The sequence below is a fragment of the Marmoricola sp. URHA0025 HA25 genome, from assembly GCF_054059435.1.
On record NZ_JBSSCD010000001.1, the window covers coordinates 2,234,008 to 2,256,094 of the forward strand.

Sequence of the window (22,087 nt, forward strand, 5' to 3'; positions counted from 1 at the left end):
TCAGGCCTTGCTCAAGGTCTGGAGGGCGAGGCGCAGCAGCCGCGCGACGTCGGGGGCGCCGTCCCGTTGTGCCATCTGCTCGGCTTCCGGAGCGACCTCGGCGACGGCCTTGTCGGCCTCCTTGCCCGACCAGCCCAGGCCCACCAGGCCGCCGTGCACCTGCGCCTGCCAGGCACTGTCGGTCGACGGGCCGGCGGGCACGCCCTGGCTGCTCGAGCCGGGTGCCCCGATCCGGTCGCGGAGCTCGAGGATGATCCGCTGCGCGCCCTTCTGCCCGATGCCGGGGACCGAGGTCAGCGTCCTGACGTCGTCGGAGGCGACCGCCCGGCGGATCGCCTCGGGCGAGTGCACCGCGAGCATCGCCTGGGCCAGCTTGGGCCCCACGCCGCTCGCGGTCTGCACCAGCTCGAACATCTGCTTCTCGTCGTCGTCGGCGAACCCGAACAGCGTCAGTGAGTCCTCGCGCACGACCATGCTCGTCGGCAGCGTGGCCTCGGTGCCTCGTCTCAGCTCGGCCAGCGTGTTCGGAGTGCACTGGATCTCCAGACCCACTCCACCGACCTCGAGCACCGCCGAGTTGAGCCCGAGCGACGCCACCGTGCCCCGCACGAACGCGATCACCGTGCTCGTCCTGCTGCTGCCTGGGCAGCCACGGCCGCCTGGATCCGGTTGGTCGCGGCACCGCGCCAGACGTGGCAGATCGCCAGCGCCAGGGCATCGGCTGCGTCGGCCGGCTTGGGCATCTCGCTGAGCCGCAGCAAGCGGGTGACCATCGCGCCCACCTGCGCCTTGTCGGCCCGGCCGCTCCCGGTCACCGCCGCCTTGACCTCGCTCGGGGTGTGCATCGTGACGGGGATCCCGCGAGCCGCGGCCGCCACCAGGGCCAGGCCGCTGACCTGCGCGGTGCCCATCACGGTCTTCACGTTGGCCTGCGAGAACACCCGCTCGACGGCGATCGCATCTGGCGCGGTGGCGTCGATCCACGCGTCGAGCGCGCGCACGATCTGCAGCAGTCGCTCCTCGATCGGCAGGTCGGTGGTGGTGCGTACGACGCCCACGTCGACCATCGTGAGCGGCCGGCCGATGCTGCCCTCGACCACGCCCACCCCGCAGCGGGTGAGTCCCGGGTCGACGCCGAGCACGCGCATGGAACGATCCTCCGTGGGTCAGGCCCCGTCGGGACACGAACGTATGTTCGTACGACGCTATCCCGGCCGGCCGCCGTCCGTCGCATCGACTCGCCGGGCAGATATTCGCAGGAGCACTGCCCCGGCGGGTGCCAGCATGGCCGCATGTCACATCCGACGTCCTACCCGGCCGCCGTCCACCAGGGTGCGGGCGAGGTCACCGCGACGTACCGACCGCAGGACACGCCGCCCGACCTGGGCTCTCCCCCGGGCAACACGGTCGACTACCTGGCCACGAGCGCCTCGACGTCCGGCGGGTTCGGCCTGTACCGCTGGAACTTCGGGAGCCACGTGAGCGGACCCGACCCGCACTTCCACCGCACCATCTCCGAGTCGTTCTACGTGCTTTCCGGCACGGTCTCCATCTACGACGGCTCGCGCTGGGTGCCGACCGGCGCCGGCGACTTCGTGCATGTCCCGCCGGGCGGCATCCACGGCTTCCGCAACGACTCCGGCGAGCCGGCCTCGATGCTGCTGCTGTTCACCCCCGGCGCCCCCCGCGAGGAGTACTTCGAGACGTTGTTCGCCGGCGGCACCAAGGACATGACCGAGGACGAGAAGGCGGCGTTCTACCTGCGTCACGACAACCACTGGCTCTGACACCGTGGCGTCCCTTCCGAAATTCGCGCCGACAGACGCACCGCGCGACGCGCTCCGGCGCGCGCTGGAGTACCTCGCCGACGTCGTCCCCGATGTGCAGCTGGTCCGCTCGCGCAACCTGCTCCGCCGCAGCCGCGGTACGACGCAGCTCCACCTGTCGTTCCAGTCATCGACGCGGAGCCGTCGTGGCATCGGGGTCTGGTGCAGCATGAACCTCAGCGTGCACGACAAGGCCCTGGGTGCCTGGCGCGCCGACCACCCGCAGCTCACAGGGCGCACCGGCGACGTCCTCACCACGTACGGCAGGCTCGGCCCCGGCATCCAGCTCTACGGACCGTTGGAGCGGCATCGGCCGCTGTCCGAGGTCCCGTCCTTCATCGTCGACGAAGCACTCCCCCGGCTGGACTGGTTCGAGACGCCGGCACGTGCTCTGGCCGACATCCCGGCACAGGAGCGCCGCAACAGCCTGCGCCACCTGGTCGAGTGGGCGGTCTCGCGCGGGGAGCGCGACGTCGCCCTCGAGATGCTGCGCCGCTCGTTCGACGAGGTGCCGGCGATGCGCGAGCGCACCGACGAGCAGCGGCGTACCGGCGTCCCCGCAGGGAGCCCCGGCGGCAACGCCGGGGAGATGCTCGGCCCGGCCATCACCCGACTGGGACTCCTGGCTCCGGACGAGCCGCTGCCGTAGCCGGTCAGGCCTCGATGGCCTCGATGACCTCGTCGGGGACGTCGAAGTTCGCGAAGACGTTCTGCACGTCGTCGAGGTCCTCGAGCGCGTCCACCAGGCGCAGCACGGAACCGGCTGCCTTGGGGTCGTCGATCCCGACCTGCATCGAGGGCACGAACGAGGCCTCGGCCGAGTCGTAGTCCAGCCCGGCCTCCTGGAGCGCGGACCGTACGGCGACCAGGTCGGTCGCCTCGCTGATCACCTCGAAGGCGTCGCCGAGGTCGTTGACCTCCTCGGCACCCGCGTCGAGGGCGGCCTCGAGCACGTCGTCCTCGGTGACCTTGCGTGCGTCCTGCTCGAGCGGGACCAGCACGACACCCTTGCGCTGGAAGAGGTAGGCGACCGAGCCCGGATCGGCGAGCGAGCCGCCGTTGCGGTTCATCGCCGTACGCACCTCCATCGCGGCGCGGTTCTTGTTGTCGGTCAGGCACTCGATCAGGATCGCGACGCCGTTGGGACCGTAGCCCTCGTACATGATCGTGATGTAGTCCGCGCCGCCCGCCTCGGCGCCGGAGCCGCGCTTGACCGCGCGATCGATGTTGTCCTTGGTGACCGACGACTTCTTGGCCTTCTGGATCGCGTCGAAGAGCGTGGGATTGCCGGCCGGGTCACCGCCACCCATCCGGGCCGCGACCTCGATGTTCTTGATCAGCTTGGTGTTCATCTTGCTGCGCTTGGCGTCGACGACCGCCTTCTTGTGCTTGGTGGTCGCCCACTTGGAGTGGCCGGACATGGGTTCCTTCCTACGGAGCCTCGGTGCCGGGGCCTGGTTCCCCGGTGGTTGAGCCTGCTCTCCCGGTGGTTGAGCCTGTCGAAACCATATCGACGAACAACTGGTGGATCCGGCCGTCGCCATCCACCTCCGGATGGAAGGCCGTCGCCATCAAGGCGCCCTGCCGGACCGCGACGATCCTACCGGCGGCCTCGCCGCCACCGACACGCGCGAGCACCTCGACGTCCGCGCCGGCATGCTCGACCCAGGGAGCCCGGATGAACACGGCGTGCACCGGATCGTCGAGGCCGGCGAAGTCGAGGTCACCCTCGAAGGAGTCGACCTGGCGGCCGAACGCGTTGCGCCTCACGGTGATGTCGAGCCCACCGAGCGTCTCCTGATCGGCGGTGCCGCCCTCGATCCGCTCGGCGAGCATGATCATCCCGGCGCACGTGCCGAACGTCGGCATCCCGCCGCGGATCCGCTTCTGCAGCGGCTCGAACAGCTCGAACGTCCGCGCGAGCTTGTACATCGTGGTGCTCTCCCCGCCGGGGAGCACCAGCCCGTCGCAGGCCTCGAGCTCGGCCGGCCGGCGTACCGGGATCGCCCGGACGCCGAGGGCGCTCAGCGTGCGCAGGTGCTCACGCACGTCGCCCTGGAGGGCGAAGACGCCGATGGTCGGGTTCACTCCGCAATTCTACGGGGTGACGCGGTCGCTCCTCACGGAGCGACCACGCACTTGCGCTGGCCGCCGTTCCCGGAATACGTGGCCAGGTTGGACGCCGATGAGGTACCACCGGGCCCGATGGCAACGATGAAGAAGCTGCCCGAGGTGTTGTTCACCGCGCCGGCGAGCGCGGCGCTCCGCAGCGTGCCGGCGAACGGCTCCGTCGGGTTGGCGCCGGCGGTGTAACGCACCTCGAAGGTGGTCGGGTTGGCACCGACCGGGTTCGTGGTCCACGTGATGCTCGTCGGGTCGCTGTTGCCGTTGCCCACGGTGCACGTGGCGATGTGCGGTGCGTTGGGAGGTGTCCCGAAACTGGCTGCGGCTGTGAACGTCGTGCCGTTCACGGCTGCGCTGTCCGTCCAGGCTGCCCAGGTCGGCAGCGTCCAGCCGGCGACACCCGTCAGCACGAGACCGAGCACGGTCGCGGCGACGATCCCGGTCTTCGCATGTCGGCCGCCAGTCGGCTCGGCATCGGGCGGGCCTGCCGGAGGATCCCGCTTTGCGGCCGGCTCCTCGCCGCTGTCGCGATGGCCCGATCGTGGGCTGCGGCGACCGATCAGCATCAGGAGGAGGCCGACGTACGCGGCAACGAGGTAGACGCCCGGAGCGCGGGAGAACCAGTCGACCACGTAGCCGGCCTTCGGGAGTGTGAACATCACCTTCTGCGCCTTCGTCACGTCGTAGACCTGCTGGTCGACCACGTGGTTGGCATCGCCCTTGAGGGTGAGCTCCCAGTGCCCGTCGATGGCCGTGTTCGTGACCACGCGGTGGGTGACGCGCTGTCCGTCGGCGGCGACCACCGAGACGATGTCGCCGCGATGGAGGTCCGCCGCACCGACGGTGCGCGACATCGAGAGGTCGCCGGTGTCGATCGTCGGTGCCATCGATCCGGACCGGAACATCAACGGACGTACACCGAACGCGGCACCGGCGACGACGAGCACGAGTCCGAGGACGCCGAGGATCGCCGCCGAGGTCAGTAGGACCTCGCGCGAGAGGCGGACGATGCGAGCTGTGGTCATGAGAGGTCGGAGGTCCCACTGAACGTGAAGGTGGCCTTCGTCGTCTTGGACTGCAGCGTCGTCGGGGCGGCGGCGCTGAACGTCACCTGGAAGCACAGGGGCACGGTGGCCGCTGCGCCCAACCCGCTGCCCGCAGTCGTCGGCTGCGGCGTGGCGACGAGCGCGGCACTCGTGGTCGTCAGCGTCGACGGGCCGGCCAGCACGGTGCCGCCCGAGCACGTCGCCGTGTTCCCGGAGCCGCTCACCGTGGCGCCGGTCCTGATCGTGAGGCTGATTGCCGCGGCGGAGCTGAACGCGGCGTCGTCGGCGCCGCCCGTCAGCAGTCCGGCGAGCGTCCACTTCAGCGGGATGTTGCCGTTGTTCTTCACCGTGAGGATCTGCGCCGACGTCGAGCCCGGAGCCATGTTGGTCATGGACAGCGTGCCGGACGCGTTGGCGACGGAGTCGGCGTTGTCGACCTGCAGGTCGAGGCGTCCGGAGGTGAACGTCGTGCCCGACACGGCGACGCTGTCGGTCCAGAAGGCGAAGGTGCCGGTCGTCCCCAGGGCGACCACGACGCCGAGCCCGAGCGCTGCGCGGACGCGGGTGCTGCGCAGGTGTGCGAGCAGATGAGGCTTACGCATGGGAGTCTTCCTTCTTCTTGTGGTTCGAGGTGCGCTGGCCGACCAGGGCCAGGGCTGCTCCGAGCAGGCACATGAGTGCAGCGAGGGCGATGGTCGACGGCGAGACGTCGTTGCCGGTGTTGGGCAGCGAGCCCGGGTGGTGCTTCGGGCCGCCGTTGCCCGCGTGTGGCGCCAGGACGATCGCGCGGCCCTGCGTCAGGCTCACGTCGAAGGCCAGCCCGACCTCGCGGTCCTGGGTCGCGTTGCCGGCACTGGCGGCGAAGGCGATCCGCACGTTGATCTTCCGGACGGCCTTGCCGGGCACGGAGGCGTTGGTGATGAGGAAGTGCGAGTTGTCGGCGGAGGTCGCGCTCACCCAGGTGCCGCCGTCGACCTGCGCCGACACGGTGAGGGCACCGCTCGTCATCAGGTCGCCGAACTGAGCCGGCAGCATGATCACGTCGAGGACCGCGTCCTGTCCGGTGTGGTTGCGGACGTAGAACGACCGCGTCTCCGAGTCGCCGGGGATCCAGCGGGACGAAGGGCTGAAGAGGGGCGTCGGCAGACTGGCTCCCCAGGTCACACCGTCCGCACTGACCTGCAGCTGGTTGCCGGCTGCGGACGCCGGCGCGGCGAGGCCGAGCGCGGCCATGACGGTCAGCAGTGCGGCCGCGATCAGGGCGTGGAGCTTCATGACGCCACCTCTGCCCTCTCGCGCTCGTCGACCGCGACGTCGGCCAAACCGCTTCGCGTCCGGCGCCGGTCACGGAGGGCACCAGCGAAGGACATCAGCGCATAGCCGATGAGCACGGCCACTGCGCCGAACACCACGAGCTGTCGCACGTGCCCGCCGACCTTGAGAGTGGGCCAGGCGAGGTAGCGGATCGAGTACCAGCGCTTGCCGCGGATCTGCTCCGGGCGGACGACCGACGGATCGTCGACCGTGTTGGCGTCGCCCTTCATCGTGAACCGGTACTCGCCCTTCATGTTGACTCCCACTGCGACCACGCGGTGCGTGGCGACCGTCGGGTCTCCGGAGCGGATCTGGTACGTGACGACGTCGCGCACCGCGATCTGCTCGGGCTTGACCGCCTTGACGACCACGAGGGTCCCGGGTGGCATCGAGGGTCGCATCGAGCCGGTGAGCACGGTGTACGCCGTGGCGCCGCCCAGCCTGGGGATCACCACGACGAGGGCCAGGACGAGCACGACGAGCCCCGCGGCCAGCAGGGCGAGTGCCCTGCCGGCCACGGTGCGCAGATTGCGCAGGCTCATCGAAATCGCTCCTCAGTCCCAGTCAGCTCAGGCGTTGTGGCTCTGCGAAGCCGTCAGCGTGATGCCGTCGAGGACCGCGCTGAGTCCGGTCAGGCTGTTGGAACCGTTCGTGGCGTCGTCACCCGGGAAGTCGACGGTGATGGTCGCGGTGATCGTCGCGTTCGGGGTGACCTCGTCTCCGTCAGCAAGCACGGTGGTGCCCTGCTTGAACGTGGCGCCAACAGTCAGCTCGTCGGTCAGAGCGCTGCTCGAGGCTGCATTCCAGTCGGGCGTCGCGGTGCTGAGGTTGACCTTGATGTGGTCGCCCGCGGCGTTGATCTTGAACGTGCAGACCTTGGTCAGCGTGTCGCCGGGCACGATCCGTGTGTTCGCGTCCACGACGGCGTCGCTGGTGTCGATGGTCCAGTCGGCCGACGTGCAGGTGCTGTCCGTGAGCTTCAGGTGGCCGCTGGTGAACGTGCCGCCAGAGACGTCGGTGGCGTCGGTCCAGAACGCGAGGGTGCCCGCGCCGCCGACGAGCAGGGTGCCGGCGGCGGCTGCGGCGAGCGCGCCCTTGGTGGTCTTCTTCATGGTGGTTCCTCCTGGAGAGGGGTCGATGAACTTGCGACCACCACCTAACGACGCGCATTTCGCCCGCTTCGCCACAGAGACCCGATATGACCCGTGCGGGCTATGGATCCTCGACCGTTCAGTTCCAGACGGTCTAGGCCGAAAGATGGGCGAAAGCGACATTCGTGCAATTGCGCTGCGCATCGACGCGCTAGCGATTATGCGGCGTGGTCGCAACGGCCGCGGTTGCCCCGTCTGCCCGGCGGGGGCGAAACCCCGGGAGCCGGCCGACGACCCGAGGACGAGGACGCGGCTCCGGCAGCCGGGACGAAGCACGCGCCCACCAGGACGGCCCACCACCACAGCGGGACCGCAGGCGCCAGCGTGAGCCGGAGCTTGCCGGCCTCGTCGGCAGTGCCCACGTGCACGGTGCCGACCTGACCGGCCCGCATCACCACGCTCGGTCCGTCATGGGCGGTGAGCCGGATCGGGAGCAGCCCGGTGCCGACGTACGTCGCGTCCGCGCCACCCCCAGGGGTGGGCGCGAAGGCGAGCTGCTCGGCGTTCACCAGCGGCCGGTACCAGGCGATGATCGCGCTCAGGGCGACGGCGATGACCACCACCACGAGCGGAGCCCTCCACCGCGGGCGGGCGAGCTGCGCGACCAGCATCACCAGGAACCCGGCGGCGATCCCGACCGGCGCAGCCTCGACCAGCCAGCCGACTCCCGGCCAGCGCATCCGGACGGAGCCGACCACGTCCTCCTCGCTCAGGACCCACGGGTCGGGCGAGCTCAGCACGCCCTTTGTGGTGATCCGCCCGTCAGCCTGCCGCGCCAGCACTCGGTGGCTGTAGGTCTGACCGGTCGAACCGGGCGGGCGGAACGAGATGAAGTCCCCGGGCCTCAGGCTGTCGAAGTCCACCGGCTTGACCCACAGCAAGGTGCCGACCGGCGCGACCGTTCCCATGGACGGTGTCTCGACGCGCTCCCAGGTGCCCCCGTCGATGCGCCATGCCGCACCGAAGGTCAGGAAGCCGAAGGCCACCACGAGGGCGAGGGTCGAGATGATCCGGGCCGGGACCGGCCGGCCGACGCGAAGGGGGCGAGCCTCGAGGACGACCGTCATGCCAGGAACACCCCGCTCGGGTCGCCCGACCAGGTGAAGGTCAGGCTCCAGCCGCTCGAGGGCGGCGAGACGAGTCCGACCCGGTAGGCCAGCGGCGCGTAGAGGTGCAGGCCGGCAACGTCCGCGTCGTACCCGGAGGCCACCCTCGCGAAGCTGGTGACCGAGGCCTGCGTGTTGCCGGGCGTCGGCGCCGCGACCGGCGTGACGGGTAGCCAGGCAGAGGTCACGAGGGCCCTGAGTGTCGTGGTGGCGAAGACGCTCGATCCACCCAGGGTCCAGGCCAGCGTGACCATCGTGCACGGGTCTCCGCCGGTCACCCAGGAGATGCTCGTGGCGAACGTCGTGATCCCCGAGTCCCCGAGCATCCACACGTGCTTCGCGCCGGTGTAGCCGGTCGTCGTCGTCTGGTACGCCGACGCCGACGCGGACGAGCGAAGGGCGGTCACCTGCGCGCCGGTAAGGGCGTTGGCGGTGACGAAGGCGCCGGACAGCGACCCGGTGAGGCCGGGGGTCGTCGGGGCGTTGGCGATCGAGGTGAAGTCGCCCCAGCCGACGTGCCAGTAGCCGGTGTTGCCGGTCAGCAGGGCGATCCCACCCGAGCTCGCGACGCTCGTGCTGTCGACGTAGAGGGTCGAGGTCGAGACGACCGCCGAGGAGATCGTGAGCGTCGCCAGGTGCCAGCCGCCGTCGGCGTACGTGCTCGTCGAGACGCCCGACATCGGGGTGGTCGCAGCGACCCGGAAGCGGATGTGCCCGGTCGGGTCCATCCAGACCTGCGGGTCACCCGCGATCGAAGCGGTGCTGTTGGCGCTCACGTCGAGGCCGATCAGGGCGCCGCCCGTCGCGTAGCCGCTGGCCACCTTGAACCAGACGCCGATCGAGAAGTTGCTTCCCAGCACGGTCCCGGTGTTCGTCTGCACGACCTCCCCGGCGTAGGCAGTTCCGCCGCTCAGGCTCACCGCGCTCGTGGTGCCCCAGGGATCTGTCTGCCGGAACGTCGTCGCGTAGCGCGGGAGCAGGGGGTCGGTCGCCGTCTTGGCATTGGCGAGCTGGACGGGACGACAGCTGACGACCTCTCCCTGCGAGTACATCGCCGTCCCGGTCGGCGCCCCGCTGCTGTCGGTGATCGTGTCGCTCTTCGTGGCCACCGACGTGCTGGCCGCGCTCGTGGCCCAGATCGTCCCGGTGCACGTGGTCGTGCTGGCCGGCCCCGTCAGTGAGCAGCTGCTCGCGCCCGACGGGTAGGCGTGCGCGAAGCTCAGGGTGCTCGCAAGCGCCGAGTTTGCCGAGTTCGCCACCTGCGCCGACGTCCAGGACGACTGGGTGCCGCTCGTCCCCGACCAGACCAGCACGAGGGCGCCCGTCGCCAGCAGCGCGACCAGGCGGCCGGCTGCTGCGCGACGAGGACCCGGGTGCTTCACCGCCGACTACTGGTTCAGCGTCCAGGTCAGCGGCTGGCTGGCCGTGATGCCCTGGTCCAGCACGCTCGCGGCTGCCGCGAGGGCGACCGTGAACCGGCAGGTGAACGACGACCCAGCGGCAAGGGCCGCCGTGTGGGTGAGCGTCGCGCCGATGCTCGACGGAGCGACCGCCGTCCGGACCAGGTCGACCCAGGCGCTGCCCGAGGCGTACGACGATCCGTTGGAGCACGAGATCGCCACCGTCAGGTCGCCGTTGGTGCAGATGTTCGCCGCAGCGGGCGTGCCCGAACCTGCGACCGGGTTCTGCGAGCAGGCACCGGTGGTCAGCACGAAGGTCGAGGCCGCAGAGGCGCCGGCGTTGGTGAACACGATGTCGGTGACCTGGCTGCCGCCGGGGTTGAGCGGCGACGCGGTGCCGCCGTACTTGTTGACCGTGCTGCAGGTGAAGGAGTTGCCCGTGCCGCTGCTGGACAGGCAGGTGGCCGAGGAGCCGACCTCCTTGAGGATGACCGCAGAGGCGGTCGCCACGGTGTTGGAGTCGTTGGTGAGGACAGCACTGGTCCAGGACGAGAGGGTTCCGCTGGTGCTCAGGACCATCAGCAGCGCCGCGACGGCGCCCGCGCTCCAGAGCAGGGGGATCCCCCGACGTCGCCTGGCCGGCTTCGTCGAGCGGTGGCCGGCCATGGTCAGCTCGCCGTCAGGGTCCAGTGGAGGACCTGCGTCGCCACCTGGCTGGCGTACGACGACGGAGTGCTCGCCGGCAGCGTCAGGGTGAAGACGCAGTCGGTGTCCTCACCGGCTGCCAGCGTCCCGACCGCACCACCTGCGAAGTCGCTGAGGGCGGCCGCACCGGTGCTCAGAGTCGCCGGAGTGCTGCAGCTGACCGCGACGGTGACCTTGTCGCAGACAGGGTGGCCCGAAGGGTCGGCGCCGGTCGAGCCGGCGGCGGACGAGGACGCACACGGATCGGCGCTCAACACCAGTCCACCCGCGACGGTGCCGGTGTTCTTCAGGTTCACCGACACAGTCCGGGTGTTGGTCCCGTCCGGGTCCAGCGCCGTCGAGGTGCCGCCGTACTTGTTGATCGAGGAGCAGGTCGAGACGTTGTCGCTCGACGTGCCCGTGTCGCAGGTCGTGGTGCCGTTGGGCCCGGTCTCGACCAGGGCGACGGCTCCGGTGACGGCGACATCGTTGTTGGTGTTGTCGATGATCGCGGTGGTCCAGGACGAGAGCGTCCCGTTGACGGCGAGCACCAGGATGGCGGCCGCGACGGCTCCGCCGAACCACAGCAGTGACGGGCGCCGCCGGCGCTCACGCGGCTCGGTGGGTGGGCGTTCGGTGGTAATGGTCATGACGGTGCAGCTCCCTCGGTCTCCCCCTGCCGGACCTCCCTCGACCCAGCAGGCCGAGTCTGCACGGCTTTTGTCCATTTTAGGGACTTTTGCCGGAAAAATAGTCCTTTCGGACCATAGGGCGGATCAGCCGGGCGGACGCCGCTCCCAGCGCGCTCTGACCTCGATCCGGCCCTCGTCGAAGTGCGCGTCGATACCAGCCGTGGCGAAGCAGTCCAGGGCCTCCGCGAGCAGCGGGTCCCCCGGAGCGGCATTGGCGGTGCTCGCGTGCCAGAGGTTCACCTCGAGCATGCCGGCGTCGATGGCGTGCCACACGTCGGTGGGCGTGAACCACGCGACCCCGGCTGGCTCGGGCGCCCGCCGGCGCAGCTCGTCGCGGGCCACCCAGTGGTCCGCGATCCCCTGGAGCACCACGATCCCGCGTTGCTCGAGCAGCGCGAAGGCCCGCACCAGCCGGTCGTGGTCGGTGACCTCCGGCCAGCTCGCTGCATCTTTCTCCCAGGCCGAGCGCGCCTCGGACATCCAGCGCTCCGCGGTGTCGGCGGCGGGCAGCTCGGGATGGTCGGCCGCGATCGCCGCGACCGCCTGGGCGCGCACCTCGTCGTCGGGCCAGAGCGCCGAGCGCACAAGGTCGGCCACCCAGGCGCGCGTGGCCTCCGGCTGCGGGGTCAGGGCTTGTTCACCAGCCGCGCTCGGCGAGCCGGTGCGGCTGCGGGATGTCCTCCACGTTGATGCCGACCATCGCCTCGCCCAGACCGCGCGACACCTTGGCGACGACGTCCGGGTCGTCGTGGAAGGTGGTCGCCTTGACGATGGCCTCGGCGCGCTGCGCCGGGTTGCCGGACTTGAAGATGCCCGAGCCCACGAAGACGCCCTCGGCGCCCAGCTGCATCATCATCGCCGCGTCCGCCGGGGTGGCGATGCCACCCGCGGTGAAGAGCACGACGGGCAGCTTGCCCGCGCGCGCGACCTCGACGACCAGGTCGTACGGCGCCTGCAGCTCCTTCGCCGCGACGTACAGCTCGTCCTCGGACAACGCGCCGAGGCGGCGGATCTCGCCACGGATGGTGCGCATGTGGGTGACCGCGTTGGACACGTCACCGGTGCCGGCCTCGCCCTTCGAGCGGATCATCGCGGCACCCTCGGTGATCCGGCGCAGCGCCTCGCCGAGGTTCGTCGCACCGCAGACGAACGGGACCCGGAAGCCCCACTTGTCGATGTGGTTCGCGTAGTCGGCCGGCGTCAGCACCTCGGACTCGTCGATGTAGTCCACGCCGAGGCTCTGCAGCACCTGGGCCTCGGCGAAGTGGCCGATCCGGGCCTTGGCCATCACCGGGATCGAGACCGCCTCGATGATCCCGTCGATCATGTCGGGGTCGCTCATCCGGCTCACCCCGCCCTGCGCGCGGATGTCGGCGGGCACCCGCTCGAGCGCCATCACCGCGACCGCGCCGGCGTCCTCGGCGATCTTCGCCTGGTCGGCGGTGACCACGTCCATGATCACGCCACCCTTGAGCATCTCGGCCATGCCGCGCTTCACGCGGGAGGTGCCGGTGGTCTCGGTGTCGGAGGCGTTCTCGGGGGTCTGGTTCAGCTCAGGTGCCATGACGCCAAGCCTACGTCCGGGGAGCCACCCGATTTCCCCTGGGGCCTGCCACCGATCAGGCGTTGCCGTCGGCTTCTTCGGCGATCGCGCGCGCCTGGTCGCGGACCACCAGGACCCGCTGGACCACGGTCACCGTGCTGGCCAGCGCCAGGGCGCCGAGCGTGACCGGGATCGCCCAGAGCGCGTCCTCCCCCACCCCGAGCCGGTTCACCAGGTCGGCGGCGCCCGTGACCACCAGGATCGAGACCAGCCGATCGGCGCGCTCGGCGATGCCGACCTTCGCCTGCATGCCGAGCGACTCCGCCCGGGCACGGGCGTAGGAGGTGACCGAGCCCATGCTGAGGCAGTAGATGGCCAGTGCCGCGAACCAGTTGTCGTCCCCGGGACCGGCGTAGTACATCGCGAGCCCGCCGAAGATCGCGGCGTCACCGACCCGGTCGAGGGTGGAGTCCCAGAAGGCTCCGAACTTGGTGACCTGGCCCGACGTGCGCGCCATGTAGCCGTCGATCATGTCGCTGAAGACGAACGCGGTGATGACCAGCACCCCGACGAACAGCTGGCCCTGCGGGAAGAAGATCACCGCACCCGCTACGACGCCGAGGGTGCCGACGAAGGTCACGGTGTTCGGGCTGATCCCCCAGCGGAGGAACAGGTTGCCCAGCGGCGCCCAGACGTTGGTCCAGAACTGGCGGAATCTCTCGAGCATGGCCGGCTCAGGCTACCGGGTCGCCCTCGCGATCCGGGCCGGGGTCGCGCACGCCCAGCGTCGTCGCGCCGAGCGGAAACACGAGCACGGAGACCAGGCCTGCACAGACGAGGGCCGCGGCATTGACCTGGTCGAGCCTGCCGGTCACCACGCCGATCTGCGTCGCCGTGACGATGAACGGGAGCGAGGTCGCCTGCAGCAACGCGACCGCAGCCGTACGCCGGGCACCGAAGACCGACAACGACAGCAGGGCCGGCACGCCGCGGACCAGCAGCAGCACGCAGACGAACGCCGGGACGCGGGCCAGCGCGGCCGGGCTGTCCACGAGGCCGGCGACGTCCAGGCGCAGCCCGCTCGAGACGAAGAACACGGGGACCAGGAACCCGTAACCGACGGCCTCCAGCTTGGTCCGGAACTGCGGATGGGTCGTCGAGCCGCGGTCGATCAGCCCCACGACCGCCCCGGCCATGAAGGCGCCGAGGATGCTCTCGAGCCCGAACTGCTCGGCGAGCACCACGAAGGCCAGCAGCAGCACCATCGCGGCTCGCACCCGGATCTCCGCCGTCGTGTCCTGCAGCCTCACCAGTACGTCGCCGAGCCGCATCGACCGCCCCGACCAACGGACCGCCGCGGCGACCACCACGACGAGCACGACGAAGGCGACCAGCAGGGCGACCTTCGCTCCGGTGTCGGTATCGCCTCCGGAGAAGAGCAGGGAGAGCAGCAGCACGGCGGCGAAGTCAGCGACCGAGGACGCCGCGATCACGGCCTGTCCCAGGCGACCGTCGACGGCCCCGGCATCCTTGAGAACCGGCACCACCAGGCCCAGGGAGGTCGCAGACAGCGTCACGGCGACCAGCAGCGGGTGGTCGACCCAGCCGACGGAGTCGAGCGCGAGCCCGCCCGCGAGCCCGATCCCGAGCGAGATGGCGTATCCCGCCACCGCGACGCCGAGGACACGCCCCCGGAGGCTGGCGAGGTCGATCTCGAGGCCGGCCAGGAACAGGAGCATGGCCAGCCCGACCAGCGCGATCACCTGCACCGCCAGGTCAGCCTCGAGCCAGCCGAGGACCGCCGGACCCACGACGATCCCCAGCACGATCTCGAGCACGACGGCCGGCACCCGGAGCCTCGGGACGAACCCGAGCGCGAGCGGCGCGAGCAGGGCTATCGCCAGCACGCCGAGGAGGTTCCCGAACTCGACCTCAGGCATCGAGGAACGACCTCACAGCAGAGCCCCGTCCTGCTCGACGTGAAGGAGCACCGGGCCCTCCGTGGCGAACATCCGTGCCATGGCGTCCGGCAGCTGGTCGCGAGCGGTCACCTTGATGCCGGTCGCGCCGCAGAGCTCGGCGTACGCCGCCCAGTCGGGGTTGTGCAGGGAGGTGTGCCACACCGGGAAGTCACCCGCGATCTGCTCCTTGGCGATCTTGCCGAGCCCGTGGTTGTCGAGCAGCACGTGCTTGACCGGGATGCCGTGCTTGACCGCGGTGGTGAGCTCCATGGCGTACTGGCCGAATCCGCCGTCGCCGGTGACCGCGACCACCGGGCGGAACGGGTCGGCGGCCCAGGCGCCGAGCGCCGCCGGGTAGCCGAAGCCGATCGAGCCGAGGTATCCGGACATCAGCACCGGCTGGCCCTTGGACTCGAGGTAGCGACCCAGCGAGTACGCGTGGTTGCCCACGTCGACGGCGACGACCGCATCCTCGGGCAACGCCTCGGAGAGAGCTTCGAACACGGCCGCCGCGGAGACGCCGCGCCCGCGGTCGTCGGCGACCCGGCGCCTCTTCTCGGCCCGCCACAGGCGCCACCGCTCGGCGACGTCAGGTCGTTGGTCGACCGCCTGGCACTCGCCGAGCGCGGAGGTGAGCGCGGCGAGCCCGAGTGCCGTGTCGGCCAGGATCGGGTGCGCGACCGCGTGGAACCGGCCGATCGCACCCGGCTCGTCGTCGATCTGCACGATCTCCTTGTACGCCGCGATGCCGGTGTGGTTCGAGAAGCTCGCCCCCACCACGACGAGGAGGTCGGACTCGTTCATCAGCCAGCTCGCCACCGGAGTGCCACTCCTGCCGAGCACGCCGGCGCCGAGCGGGTGCGTGTCGGGCACCAGGCCCTTGGCCCGGAAGGTCGTCAGCACGGGCGCGTCGAGAGCCTCCGCGAACGCGATCAGCTCCCGCTGCGCGTCGCGGGCGCCGGCGCCGGCGATCACGACCGGTCGTCGGGCAGCCCTGATCGCAGCGGCGGCGTCGGCCAGCACCTGCTCGTCCGGCCTGGTGCAACGGGCGGCGGACCTGCCGACCGGCTGCGACGCCTGCGTCGAGCTGGGCAGGACCTGGACCTCGTCGGGGAACACGAGATGGGCGACGCCGCGCTCGTCGATCGCGTGCTTCACCGCGAGAGCAGCCAGCTCGCCGTGGTCGCTCCCGGCCGCGACAGTGGCGTTCCAGACCGAGACGTCACGGAAGACTGCCTGCAGGTCCAAATCCTGGAACGCTCCACGACCGATCACGCTCGACGGGACCTGCCCGGACAGCGCGATCACCGGCGAGCCGTCGAGCTTCGCGTCGTACAGGCCGGTGAGGAGGTTGGTCGAGCCGGGTCCAGCGATCGCGAAGCAGGCCGCCGGCCGGCCGGTGAGCTTGCCGTACGCGCTCGCAGCGAAGGCAGCGGCGCCCTCGTGGCGGATGCCCACGTAGCGCAGCTCGCCGCGCTCCTCCGCCTTCCGCATCGCCTCGGCGAGCCCGAGGTTCGAGTGCCCGACCATCCCGAACACCGTGTCGACGCCATGCGCGACCAGGGTCTCGATCACCACGTCGCCGACAGTCCGGATCGTCGTCGCACGCTCCGGTAGCCGGACGAAGACACCGTCCGCGCGTTCCTCCACGTCGTAGGCCGTGACCGCGTCCGCGAAGCCCTCGGGCGGCCGGCCCGTCAGCGGGTCGTAGTCGTAGCCGTGCCAGGGACACCGCAGCCAGCCGTTCTCGATCGAGCCCTCGCCGACGGGACCGCCCTGGTGGGGACACCGGTTCTCGAGCGCTCCGACCCGGCCGCCACACCGGGTCAGGGCCACCGGACGCCCGTCGACGACGAGGCTGCCGACCCTGCCCTCGTCGGGAACCTCCGATGCATCGACGCGGTGCCAGCCGCCGGAAGCTGTGTTCTCCATGGCGTCACCGTCGCAGCAGCGGCAGCGCGCGTCGATAGTCCCGCCGGGCCCGTCACCGGACCGTAAGGGCGCCGTGCTGCCGCACGGCGACGCCTTTGGCTACGTTCGCGGGCATGGACGTCGACAGCACCTTCACCTCGACCCGCCTGTCGCTGCACGGCGTCGCCGAGCTGCTCCTGGCCGGGCCACAGCACGCAGCGAGCGGGAAGATCACCCTGCGGGCGGTGCCGGGCGGGTTCGCCACCACGCACGCACCGGACGTTCGCGTGGACGGCACGGCGGTCGTCTCCGGAGGGCGTCGCGCACCCATCGAAGGGCACACGGCCCGCGAGATCGGCAAGGAGCTCGGCCTCCCGGCCGGTGACCTCTCCGAGGTCTACAGCGACGGGTCGGGAGTGACGCTGGACGACGTGCTCCGGGCGGACTCCTCGGCGGCGGCGCGCATCGCGCGGGTCTACGAGCTCGGCGACCAGGCCCTGCGCGCGCTGGCCCCGGATTCGACGGCGATCCTGTGGCCGGAGCACTTCGACATCGGCATCAGCCTGGACGCCGAGCGCCTGAACTTCGGGGTGTCACCCGGCGACAGCACGCTCCCCGCGCCCTACATGTACGTCGGGCCCTGGGAGCCTCAGCCGGCCGACGCCTTCTGGAACCAGTCCTTCGGGGCGGCACGCGAGCTGCCCGACGACGTCGACTCCGTGGTGTCGTTCTTCGACGAGGCCCGGTCCCGGCTCGGGCGCTAGGGCACCCGGGCTGGCGGGCGCACCTCGACCCGCGGCTGCCGACCTAGCGCGCCAAGAGGTCGCACACCTCGGCCACGGCGGTCGGCGCGCCGGCGACGGACCACACCTTGTCGTCCCGGGTCAGCTGTCGGGCGACGCCGCCGGCCCCGCGCACCAGCGCCGAGCCCGGCCACCAGTCCCACGGCGCCACCGAGTGCTGCACGAAGACACCCAGATGTCCCTGCGCGACCGCACTGAGGTCCAGGCTCCCGGAGCCGAGCATCCGCAAGGTGGCTGCTCCCTGCACCACCCGGGCGAAGGTGGCGCCGACTGCGCCCTCGAAGAACGGCGGGTGCAGGTACGTCGACACGCAGCTGTTGGCCAGGTCGACGTCGGCGATCGGGTCGACCGGAGCGCCGTCGCGCGTGGTCGGCAGCTGCGGGCCGCCGACGTACAGGGTGCCCTCGGCGGGGTGGTAGACCGCGCCGAGGAGTGCGTCGCCGTCCTCCACCAGTGCCACGGCGGAGCACCACCAGCCCAGACCGTGCACGAAGTTGTAGGTGCCGTCGACCGGGTCGACGATCCAGGTGCGCCCCGAGGAGGACGCACGCTCGTTGCCTTCCTCGCCGAGGACACCGTCGTCGGGACGGAACGCGTCGAGATGGTCGACGATGAGCCGCTCCGCTGCCCGGTCCGCGGCGGTCACGACATCGGAGACCGAGGACTTGTGGTCGACGCGCAGCCCCGACGTCCGCAGCTCCTCGGCCAGCAGGCCGGCCTCCCGGACCAGGTCGGCGGCGAGGGCGGCGTCCTCGGCCAGGTCCGTCATGACCGGGACCCTACGACCATCCGGACAAAAGTTGTAAGAGCGACCACCCTGCGCGCCTCCTACCGGCGAACGACCACCAGGAGGAGGAATGAGAGATGTCGCGGCAGACCGGACACGGACCGGCTCGCGCCCTAGGATCCGAGCGTGACCGCTGCTCCAGGGCCGCCGGGACCGACCGACGCGGAGCTCGTCGAGCGGGTCCTCGCCGCGGACCGCGAAGCGTTCGCGGTCGTCTACGACCGCTACGGCGGCAAGCTCTACGACTTCGCCTACTCGATGCTGCGGCACCGCGAGGACGCGGCCGACGCGGTGGCCGACTCGTTCGTGCTGTTCGCGGAGCGGCTCGGCCAGCTGCGCGACCCGGACCGGCTCCGGCCCTGGCTCTATGCCATCGTGCGCAGCGAGTGCCTGCGCCGGCTGAAGGCACGCAAGCGCGTTGCGTACGGCGACGACGAGCAGCTGGTCGAGATGGCTGACGACGCGACCACCCCGGAGGAGTCGGCCGAACGAGCTGCTCTCCAGGCGCTCGTGTGGGACGCCTCCGCCGGGCTGGCCGACCGCGACCGCGCGCTCCTCGACCTGCACCTTCGCCAGGGGCTCGAGGGCGCCGAGCTCGGCGAGGCGATGGGCGTGAGCGCGGCCAACGCCTACGTGATGCTCAACCGGCTGCGCGCGCAGGTCGACCGCTCGCTCGGCGCCCTGCTCATCGCCCGGCTCGGGCGCGACGCCTGCGAGGAGCTGGACTCGATCCTGGCCGGCTGGGACGGCGGGTTCTCGCCGCTGGTGCGCAAGCGGGTGGCCCGGCACGTCGACGGCTGCGACGTGTGCTCGGAGCGGCGCCGCAAGATGGTGAGCCCGTGGATGCTGCTGGCCGGCGTCCCGATGTTCGCCGCTCCCCTGGCCCTGCGCGACCGCGTGCTGCGTGACACCGAGCTCGTCGCGCACAAGGGACCGGGCGGACCCGACGAGTGGTCCGGCGGCCGGACCGTCGGGAGCGGTCGCTGGGGCGCCGCCCACATCACAACGGCAGCCGCCGCGCTGCTGCTGCTCGCGGTCCTGGCGGCTGTGCTCCTCTGGCCGGACACGAGGGACACCGACGCACCAGCGGCCTCCGGCCCGACCCCGACGGCAACCGCGGGTCCCGGAACGTCCGGCCCTGCGCCCTCCTCCGCTCCTTCCACGTCGGATCCGTCGACGCAGCCGGCATCGACGTCACCGGCGTCTCCCACCCAGCGGCCGGGCGAGCTGGTCGTGTCGACGCGCTCCCTCGACCTCGGCCGGACGGCCAGCACCAGCTCCTTCGGCATCGCCAACGCGGGCGACGTCGCCGTGCTGTACCAGGTGTCCTCGAGGACGCCCTGGATCGCCGTCGAGCCGATCGGCGGGAAGCTGCCCGGCCAGGACGGGCGCAGGATCGACCTCCGCGTCGACCGCGACGCGGTGCGCGAGGGCAGGTCGTCGGGCAGCGTCGTGGTCAGCTGGGACGGGGGAAGCACGGTCGTGCGTGTGCACGTCACCGAGGAACGTGGCCCGACCGTGTCCGTTCCGAGCGTCCCGCCGGGCTCCTCCTGCGACGTGACGGTGACCGTCAGGGCCACCGACGAGAGCGGCGTGGCCGGAGTGAGCCTGGCCTGGTCGGGACCGGAGGGTCCCGGCACGGCGGCCATGTCGGGATCCGGCGCGACCTGGTCGGCGACGATCCACGTGGCGATCGGCGGCTCCTTCACCTTCCGGGCAAGCGCCACCGACAGCCGCGGCAACACCGCGCAGGGCGGCCCGACGACCGTCGCGGTCGACCCGTGTCCGCAGTAGTCCGCGAAAAGCTGTAAGACCGGACCGCTCCGGGTCCTCCCACTCGTGACCGCACACGAGACCGGGAGACCTGAGATGAACCGCACCCTCCGCACGACACTCGCGACCACCGCCCTGCTCGGCGCCCTCGTCGGGCTGTCCGGGTGCGGCGACCGCGAGGCGCCACCGCCCGCACACGTCGCCGCGCCTGTCGTGGCCGCGACACCGGCGCCGGCCGTGACCGCGCTGCCGGTGGCACCGCGCCACGTGGGCCGGCCCACGCACCTCGAGATCCCGGCCATCCACGTCGACGAGGGCCTGTACGGCGTCGGGCTGAAGTCCGACGGTGCCATGGAGACGCCCGCCTTCGGCGATGCCGGCTGGTACGACCTCGGCCCACGACCCGGAGCGGCAGGTCCGGCGGTGATCGTCGCGCACGTGCACGGGCCGGCGGGCGACGACGTCTTCGCCCGCCTCCACGACCTCGAGCCCGGAGACCGGGTGACGGTGCGGCGTACCGACGGCGTCTCGACGTTCGTCGTCGACTCGGTCGAGCACGCGTCGAAGGAGGCGCTGCCCTACGACCGGATCTGGGCGAAGACCGACCAGTCGGTCCTGCGGCTGATCACCTGCGGCGGCAAGCCCGACCCGGTCACGCGGATGTACCCCGACAACACGATCGTCTACGCCCACCTCGAGTCCTGAGGAAAAGAAGCTCCGAAAAGTTGCAAGACCTCACCACCTCCGGGGCTCCTGTCCCCGAGAAGCACCGAGAACCGCAGCACAGCAGTCACCGACAACCACCCACAGCAGCATCCGACCAAGGAGAACCGACATGAACACCACCCTTCGCAACCTGATCGTCGCCCTTCCGCTCGCCACCGCCGCGCTCGCCATGACGCCCGGTGTCGCCCAGGCCGACAACGGCCCGGTCATCGTCCTGCCGCCGCCGAGCGGCGACCCGCAGGGCCCGGTCATCGCGAACCCCACGCCCGGCCACGACCCGGTGGGCCCGACCGGACCCGGCGACCTCACCGCACCGCAGCCCTGCCCCACCCACGGCGTGTGCGGCGGCAACGGCGGCGGCTCCGGTCAGCAGGGAGGCACGGGCGACAACGCCGGCGACCACACCAAGGGCCACCAGGGTCACCACGCCCAGCCCGGCAACCACGCGGTCAGCTCGATCGCGCTCCCGACCCGGATCGACGCGGGCCTGGCCCCGGCCGCGCACCACGAGCACTCGGGCCTCGAGCTCTCCTGGGTCCTCGCGGGCGGCGCGCTGGTGACGGCGACCGGTGCCGCGTTCGCCGCCCGGCGCCGCGGGCAGGCCAGCGCCTGAGGGAGTCGAGAGGCTCGACCACCGGACGAGGAAGCCGCACCCCTGGGGGTGGTGCGGCTTCCTCGTCTGCGTGTTGCCGGCGGCTCAGCCCCAGGCAGCAGCGATCAGCGCCCGCGTCTCGGTGAGCAGCTGCGGCAGCGTCTTGGTGTTGCCGATGATCGGCATGAAGTTCTGGTCGCCCACCCAGCGCGGCACGACGTGCTGGTGCAGGTGCGCGGCGATCCCGGCGCCCGCAGCCGCGCCCTGGTTCATGCCGAGATTGAACCCCTGCGCCTGGCTGACCGCCCGGACCGTCCGCATCGCCGCGCGGGTGAGCTCCGCGACCTCGGCCACCTCCGCTTCGTCCAGCTCGGTGTAGTCGGCGACGTGCCGGTAGGGGCAGACCATGAGGTGGCCGGGCGCGTAGGGGTAGAGGTTCAGCACGACGTACGCCGTCTCACCGCGGTGCACGATCAGCACCGACTCGTCGTCGTCACTGGCACCGATGCGGCAGAACGGGCACTCGCCCGCCGAGTCGTCCGACGGCTTGTTCTCCCCGCGGATGTAGGCCATCCGGTACGGCGTCCAGAGCCGGTCGAGCCCGTCGGTCGCCCCGATGCCGTCCTGGAACAGGATCTCGTCGGTCAC

26 protein-coding genes are annotated in these 22,087 nt (G+C 71.2%); 6 read left to right on the plus strand and 20 right to left on the minus strand.

The window, feature by feature from the left end; genetic code table 11:
- Positions 1-621, minus strand: coding sequence for a Holliday junction branch migration protein RuvA (ruvA, locus tag ACVW00_RS10935; RefSeq protein ID WP_457110925.1), 621 nt, complete (start codon positions 619-621; stop codon positions 1-3).
- A complete protein-coding gene (gene ruvC / locus ACVW00_RS10940; RefSeq protein ID WP_457110926.1) occupies positions 618-1,148 on the minus strand; it encodes a crossover junction endodeoxyribonuclease RuvC in 531 nt (176 codons plus the stop codon). The genes ruvA and ruvC overlap by 4 nt, the downstream gene beginning before the upstream one ends.
- Before the next feature lie 144 nt (positions 1,149-1,292).
- Here ruvC and ACVW00_RS10945 point away from each other — a divergent pair, with 144 nt between their 5' ends.
- Together ACVW00_RS10945 and ACVW00_RS10950 are read left to right on the plus strand one after the other, a co-directional pair.
- Positions 1,293-1,787, plus strand: coding sequence for a cupin domain-containing protein (locus tag ACVW00_RS10945; RefSeq protein WP_457110927.1), 495 nt, complete (start codon positions 1,293-1,295; stop codon positions 1,785-1,787).
- 4 nt (positions 1,788-1,791) lie between these two features.
- Positions 1,792-2,475 carry a hypothetical protein gene (locus ACVW00_RS10950; protein ID WP_457110928.1) on the plus strand — a complete coding sequence of 228 codons (684 nt, stop codon included), beginning with the start codon at positions 1,792-1,794 and terminating at the stop codon, positions 2,473-2,475.
- Between the two features lie 4 nt (positions 2,476-2,479).
- On the opposite strand, the gene ACVW00_RS10955 is transcribed toward ACVW00_RS10950, so the two are convergent.
- The 16 genes from ACVW00_RS10955 to ACVW00_RS11030 form a co-directional block, all read right to left on the minus strand.
- Positions 2,480-3,247, minus strand: coding sequence for a YebC/PmpR family DNA-binding transcriptional regulator (locus tag ACVW00_RS10955; RefSeq protein WP_457110929.1), 768 nt, complete (start codon positions 3,245-3,247; stop codon positions 2,480-2,482).
- Between the two features lie 10 nt (positions 3,248-3,257).
- A complete protein-coding gene (gene pdxT / locus ACVW00_RS10960; protein ID WP_457110930.1) occupies positions 3,258-3,914 on the minus strand; it encodes a pyridoxal 5'-phosphate synthase glutaminase subunit PdxT in 657 nt (218 codons plus the stop codon).
- A gap of 32 nt (positions 3,915-3,946) precedes the next feature.
- Positions 3,947-4,975 (minus strand): signal peptidase I, encoded by a 1,029-nt coding sequence (locus tag ACVW00_RS10965; protein ID WP_457110931.1) that lies wholly within the window; start codon positions 4,973-4,975, stop codon positions 3,947-3,949.
- Positions 4,972-5,598, minus strand: coding sequence for a TasA family protein (locus ACVW00_RS10970; protein ID WP_457110932.1), 627 nt, complete (start codon positions 5,596-5,598; stop codon positions 4,972-4,974). The genes ACVW00_RS10965 and ACVW00_RS10970 overlap by 4 nt, the downstream gene beginning before the upstream one ends.
- A complete protein-coding gene (locus ACVW00_RS10975) occupies positions 5,591-6,271 on the minus strand; it encodes an LPXTG cell wall anchor domain-containing protein (protein WP_457110933.1) in 681 nt (226 codons plus the stop codon). The genes ACVW00_RS10970 and ACVW00_RS10975 overlap by 8 nt, the downstream gene beginning before the upstream one ends.
- On the minus strand, positions 6,268-6,852 hold the full coding sequence (locus ACVW00_RS10980) for a signal peptidase I (protein ID WP_457110934.1): 585 nt from the start codon (positions 6,850-6,852) through the stop codon (positions 6,268-6,270). The genes ACVW00_RS10975 and ACVW00_RS10980 overlap by 4 nt, the downstream gene beginning before the upstream one ends.
- A 27-nt stretch (positions 6,853-6,879) precedes the next feature.
- Positions 6,880-7,422 carry an alternate-type signal peptide domain-containing protein gene (locus ACVW00_RS10985; protein WP_457110935.1) on the minus strand — a complete coding sequence of 181 codons (543 nt, stop codon included), beginning with the start codon at positions 7,420-7,422 and terminating at the stop codon, positions 6,880-6,882.
- A 197-nt stretch (positions 7,423-7,619) separates the two neighbouring features.
- Positions 7,620-8,528: a S26 family signal peptidase gene (locus tag ACVW00_RS10990; protein WP_457110936.1), complete on the minus strand. Its 909-nt coding sequence runs from the start codon at positions 8,526-8,528 to the stop codon at positions 7,620-7,622.
- The gene (locus tag ACVW00_RS10995; RefSeq protein ID WP_457110937.1) at positions 8,525-9,949 is read right to left on the minus strand and encodes a hypothetical protein; all 1,425 of its coding nucleotides are present in this window, start codon (positions 9,947-9,949) and stop codon (positions 8,525-8,527) included. Before ACVW00_RS10995 ends, ACVW00_RS10990 begins: the two co-directional genes overlap by 4 nt.
- A 6-nt stretch (positions 9,950-9,955) precedes the next feature.
- Positions 9,956-10,633, minus strand: a complete 678-nt coding sequence (locus tag ACVW00_RS11000; RefSeq protein ID WP_457110938.1) for a hypothetical protein — start codon at positions 10,631-10,633, stop codon at positions 9,956-9,958.
- Between the two features lie 2 nt (positions 10,634-10,635).
- The gene (locus ACVW00_RS11005; RefSeq protein ID WP_457110939.1) at positions 10,636-11,301 is read right to left on the minus strand and encodes a hypothetical protein; all 666 of its coding nucleotides are present in this window, start codon (positions 11,299-11,301) and stop codon (positions 10,636-10,638) included.
- 126 nt (positions 11,302-11,427) lie between these two features.
- Positions 11,428-11,973, minus strand: a complete 546-nt coding sequence (locus ACVW00_RS11010) for a DUF6891 domain-containing protein (RefSeq protein ID WP_457113103.1) — start codon at positions 11,971-11,973, stop codon at positions 11,428-11,430.
- Between the two features lie 7 nt (positions 11,974-11,980).
- Complete coding sequence (gene pdxS / locus ACVW00_RS11015; protein ID WP_457110940.1) at positions 11,981-12,907, minus strand: pyridoxal 5'-phosphate synthase lyase subunit PdxS; 927 nt, start codon at positions 12,905-12,907, stop codon at positions 11,981-11,983.
- A gap of 55 nt (positions 12,908-12,962) precedes the next feature.
- Positions 12,963-13,613 carry a phosphatidylinositol phosphate synthase gene (gene pgsA / locus ACVW00_RS11020; RefSeq protein WP_457110941.1) on the minus strand — a complete coding sequence of 217 codons (651 nt, stop codon included), beginning with the start codon at positions 13,611-13,613 and terminating at the stop codon, positions 12,963-12,965.
- 7 nt (positions 13,614-13,620) lie between these two features.
- Positions 13,621-14,826: a cation:proton antiporter gene (locus tag ACVW00_RS11025; protein ID WP_457110942.1), complete on the minus strand. Its 1,206-nt coding sequence runs from the start codon at positions 14,824-14,826 to the stop codon at positions 13,621-13,623.
- A gap of 12 nt (positions 14,827-14,838) precedes the next feature.
- Complete coding sequence (locus ACVW00_RS11030) at positions 14,839-16,779, minus strand: thiamine pyrophosphate-binding protein (protein WP_457110943.1); 1,941 nt, start codon at positions 16,777-16,779, stop codon at positions 14,839-14,841.
- A 113-nt stretch (positions 16,780-16,892) separates the two neighbouring features.
- On the opposite strand from ACVW00_RS11030, the gene ACVW00_RS11035 reads away from it, so the two are divergent.
- Entirely contained in the window at positions 16,893-17,522 is a 630-nt protein-coding gene (locus ACVW00_RS11035) for a hypothetical protein (protein WP_457110944.1), read from the plus strand.
- A 43-nt stretch (positions 17,523-17,565) separates the two neighbouring features.
- On the opposite strand, the gene ACVW00_RS11040 is transcribed toward ACVW00_RS11035, so the two are convergent.
- Positions 17,566-18,330 carry an inositol monophosphatase family protein gene (locus ACVW00_RS11040; RefSeq protein ID WP_457110945.1) on the minus strand — a complete coding sequence of 255 codons (765 nt, stop codon included), beginning with the start codon at positions 18,328-18,330 and terminating at the stop codon, positions 17,566-17,568.
- Positions 18,331-18,474: 144 nt separating this feature from the next.
- Between ACVW00_RS11040 and ACVW00_RS11045 the strand changes: the two genes are divergently transcribed.
- From ACVW00_RS11045 to ACVW00_RS11055, 3 genes are all read left to right on the plus strand, one after another.
- Entirely contained in the window at positions 18,475-20,142 is a 1,668-nt protein-coding gene (locus ACVW00_RS11045) for a sigma-70 family RNA polymerase sigma factor (protein WP_457110946.1), read from the plus strand.
- A gap of 75 nt (positions 20,143-20,217) precedes the next feature.
- Entirely contained in the window at positions 20,218-20,826 is a 609-nt protein-coding gene (locus tag ACVW00_RS11050; protein ID WP_457110947.1) for a sortase domain-containing protein, read from the plus strand.
- A gap of 130 nt (positions 20,827-20,956) precedes the next feature.
- Complete coding sequence (locus ACVW00_RS11055; protein WP_457110948.1) at positions 20,957-21,460, plus strand: hypothetical protein; 504 nt, start codon at positions 20,957-20,959, stop codon at positions 21,458-21,460.
- A gap of 84 nt (positions 21,461-21,544) precedes the next feature.
- On the opposite strand, the gene ACVW00_RS11060 is transcribed toward ACVW00_RS11055, so the two are convergent.
- A complete protein-coding gene (locus ACVW00_RS11060) occupies positions 21,545-22,087 on the minus strand; it encodes an HIT family protein (protein ID WP_457110949.1) in 543 nt (180 codons plus the stop codon).

Coding starts and splice junctions, on each gene's coding strand:
- ruvC (WP_457110926.1), bottom strand. CDS start 1,148: ATGCGCGTGCTCGGCGTCGACCCGGGACTCACCCGCTGCGGGGTGGGC.
- ACVW00_RS10945 (WP_457110927.1), top strand. CDS start 1,293: ATGTCACATCCGACGTCCTACCCGGCCGCCGTCCACCAGGGTGCGGGC.
- ACVW00_RS10955 (WP_457110929.1), bottom strand. CDS start 3,247: ATGTCCGGCCACTCCAAGTGGGCGACCACCAAGCACAAGAAGGCGGTC.
- ACVW00_RS10965 (WP_457110931.1), bottom strand. CDS start 4,975: ATGACCACAGCTCGCATCGTCCGCCTCTCGCGCGAGGTCCTACTGACC.
- ACVW00_RS10970 (WP_457110932.1), bottom strand. CDS start 5,598: ATGCGTAAGCCTCATCTGCTCGCACACCTGCGCAGCACCCGCGTCCGC.
- ACVW00_RS10975 (WP_457110933.1), bottom strand. CDS start 6,271: ATGAAGCTCCACGCCCTGATCGCGGCCGCACTGCTGACCGTCATGGCC.
- ACVW00_RS10980 (WP_457110934.1), bottom strand. CDS start 6,852: ATGAGCCTGCGCAATCTGCGCACCGTGGCCGGCAGGGCACTCGCCCTG.
- ACVW00_RS10985 (WP_457110935.1), bottom strand. CDS start 7,422: ATGAAGAAGACCACCAAGGGCGCGCTCGCCGCAGCCGCCGCCGGCACC.
- ACVW00_RS10990 (WP_457110936.1), bottom strand. CDS start 8,528: ATGACGGTCGTCCTCGAGGCTCGCCCCCTTCGCGTCGGCCGGCCGGTC.
- ACVW00_RS11000 (WP_457110938.1), bottom strand. CDS start 10,633: ATGGCCGGCCACCGCTCGACGAAGCCGGCCAGGCGACGTCGGGGGATC.
- ACVW00_RS11005 (WP_457110939.1), bottom strand. CDS start 11,301: ATGACCATTACCACCGAACGCCCACCCACCGAGCCGCGTGAGCGCCGG.
- pdxS (WP_457110940.1), bottom strand. CDS start 12,907: ATGGCACCTGAGCTGAACCAGACCCCCGAGAACGCCTCCGACACCGAG.
- pgsA (WP_457110941.1), bottom strand. CDS start 13,613: ATGCTCGAGAGATTCCGCCAGTTCTGGACCAACGTCTGGGCGCCGCTG.
- ACVW00_RS11025 (WP_457110942.1), bottom strand. CDS start 14,826: ATGCCTGAGGTCGAGTTCGGGAACCTCCTCGGCGTGCTGGCGATAGCC.
- ACVW00_RS11030 (WP_457110943.1), bottom strand. CDS start 16,779: ATGGAGAACACAGCTTCCGGCGGCTGGCACCGCGTCGATGCATCGGAG.
- ACVW00_RS11035 (WP_457110944.1), top strand. CDS start 16,893: ATGGACGTCGACAGCACCTTCACCTCGACCCGCCTGTCGCTGCACGGC.
- ACVW00_RS11040 (WP_457110945.1), bottom strand. CDS start 18,330: ATGACGGACCTGGCCGAGGACGCCGCCCTCGCCGCCGACCTGGTCCGG.
- ACVW00_RS11050 (WP_457110947.1), top strand. CDS start 20,218: ATGAACCGCACCCTCCGCACGACACTCGCGACCACCGCCCTGCTCGGC.
- ACVW00_RS11055 (WP_457110948.1), top strand. CDS start 20,957: ATGAACACCACCCTTCGCAACCTGATCGTCGCCCTTCCGCTCGCCACC.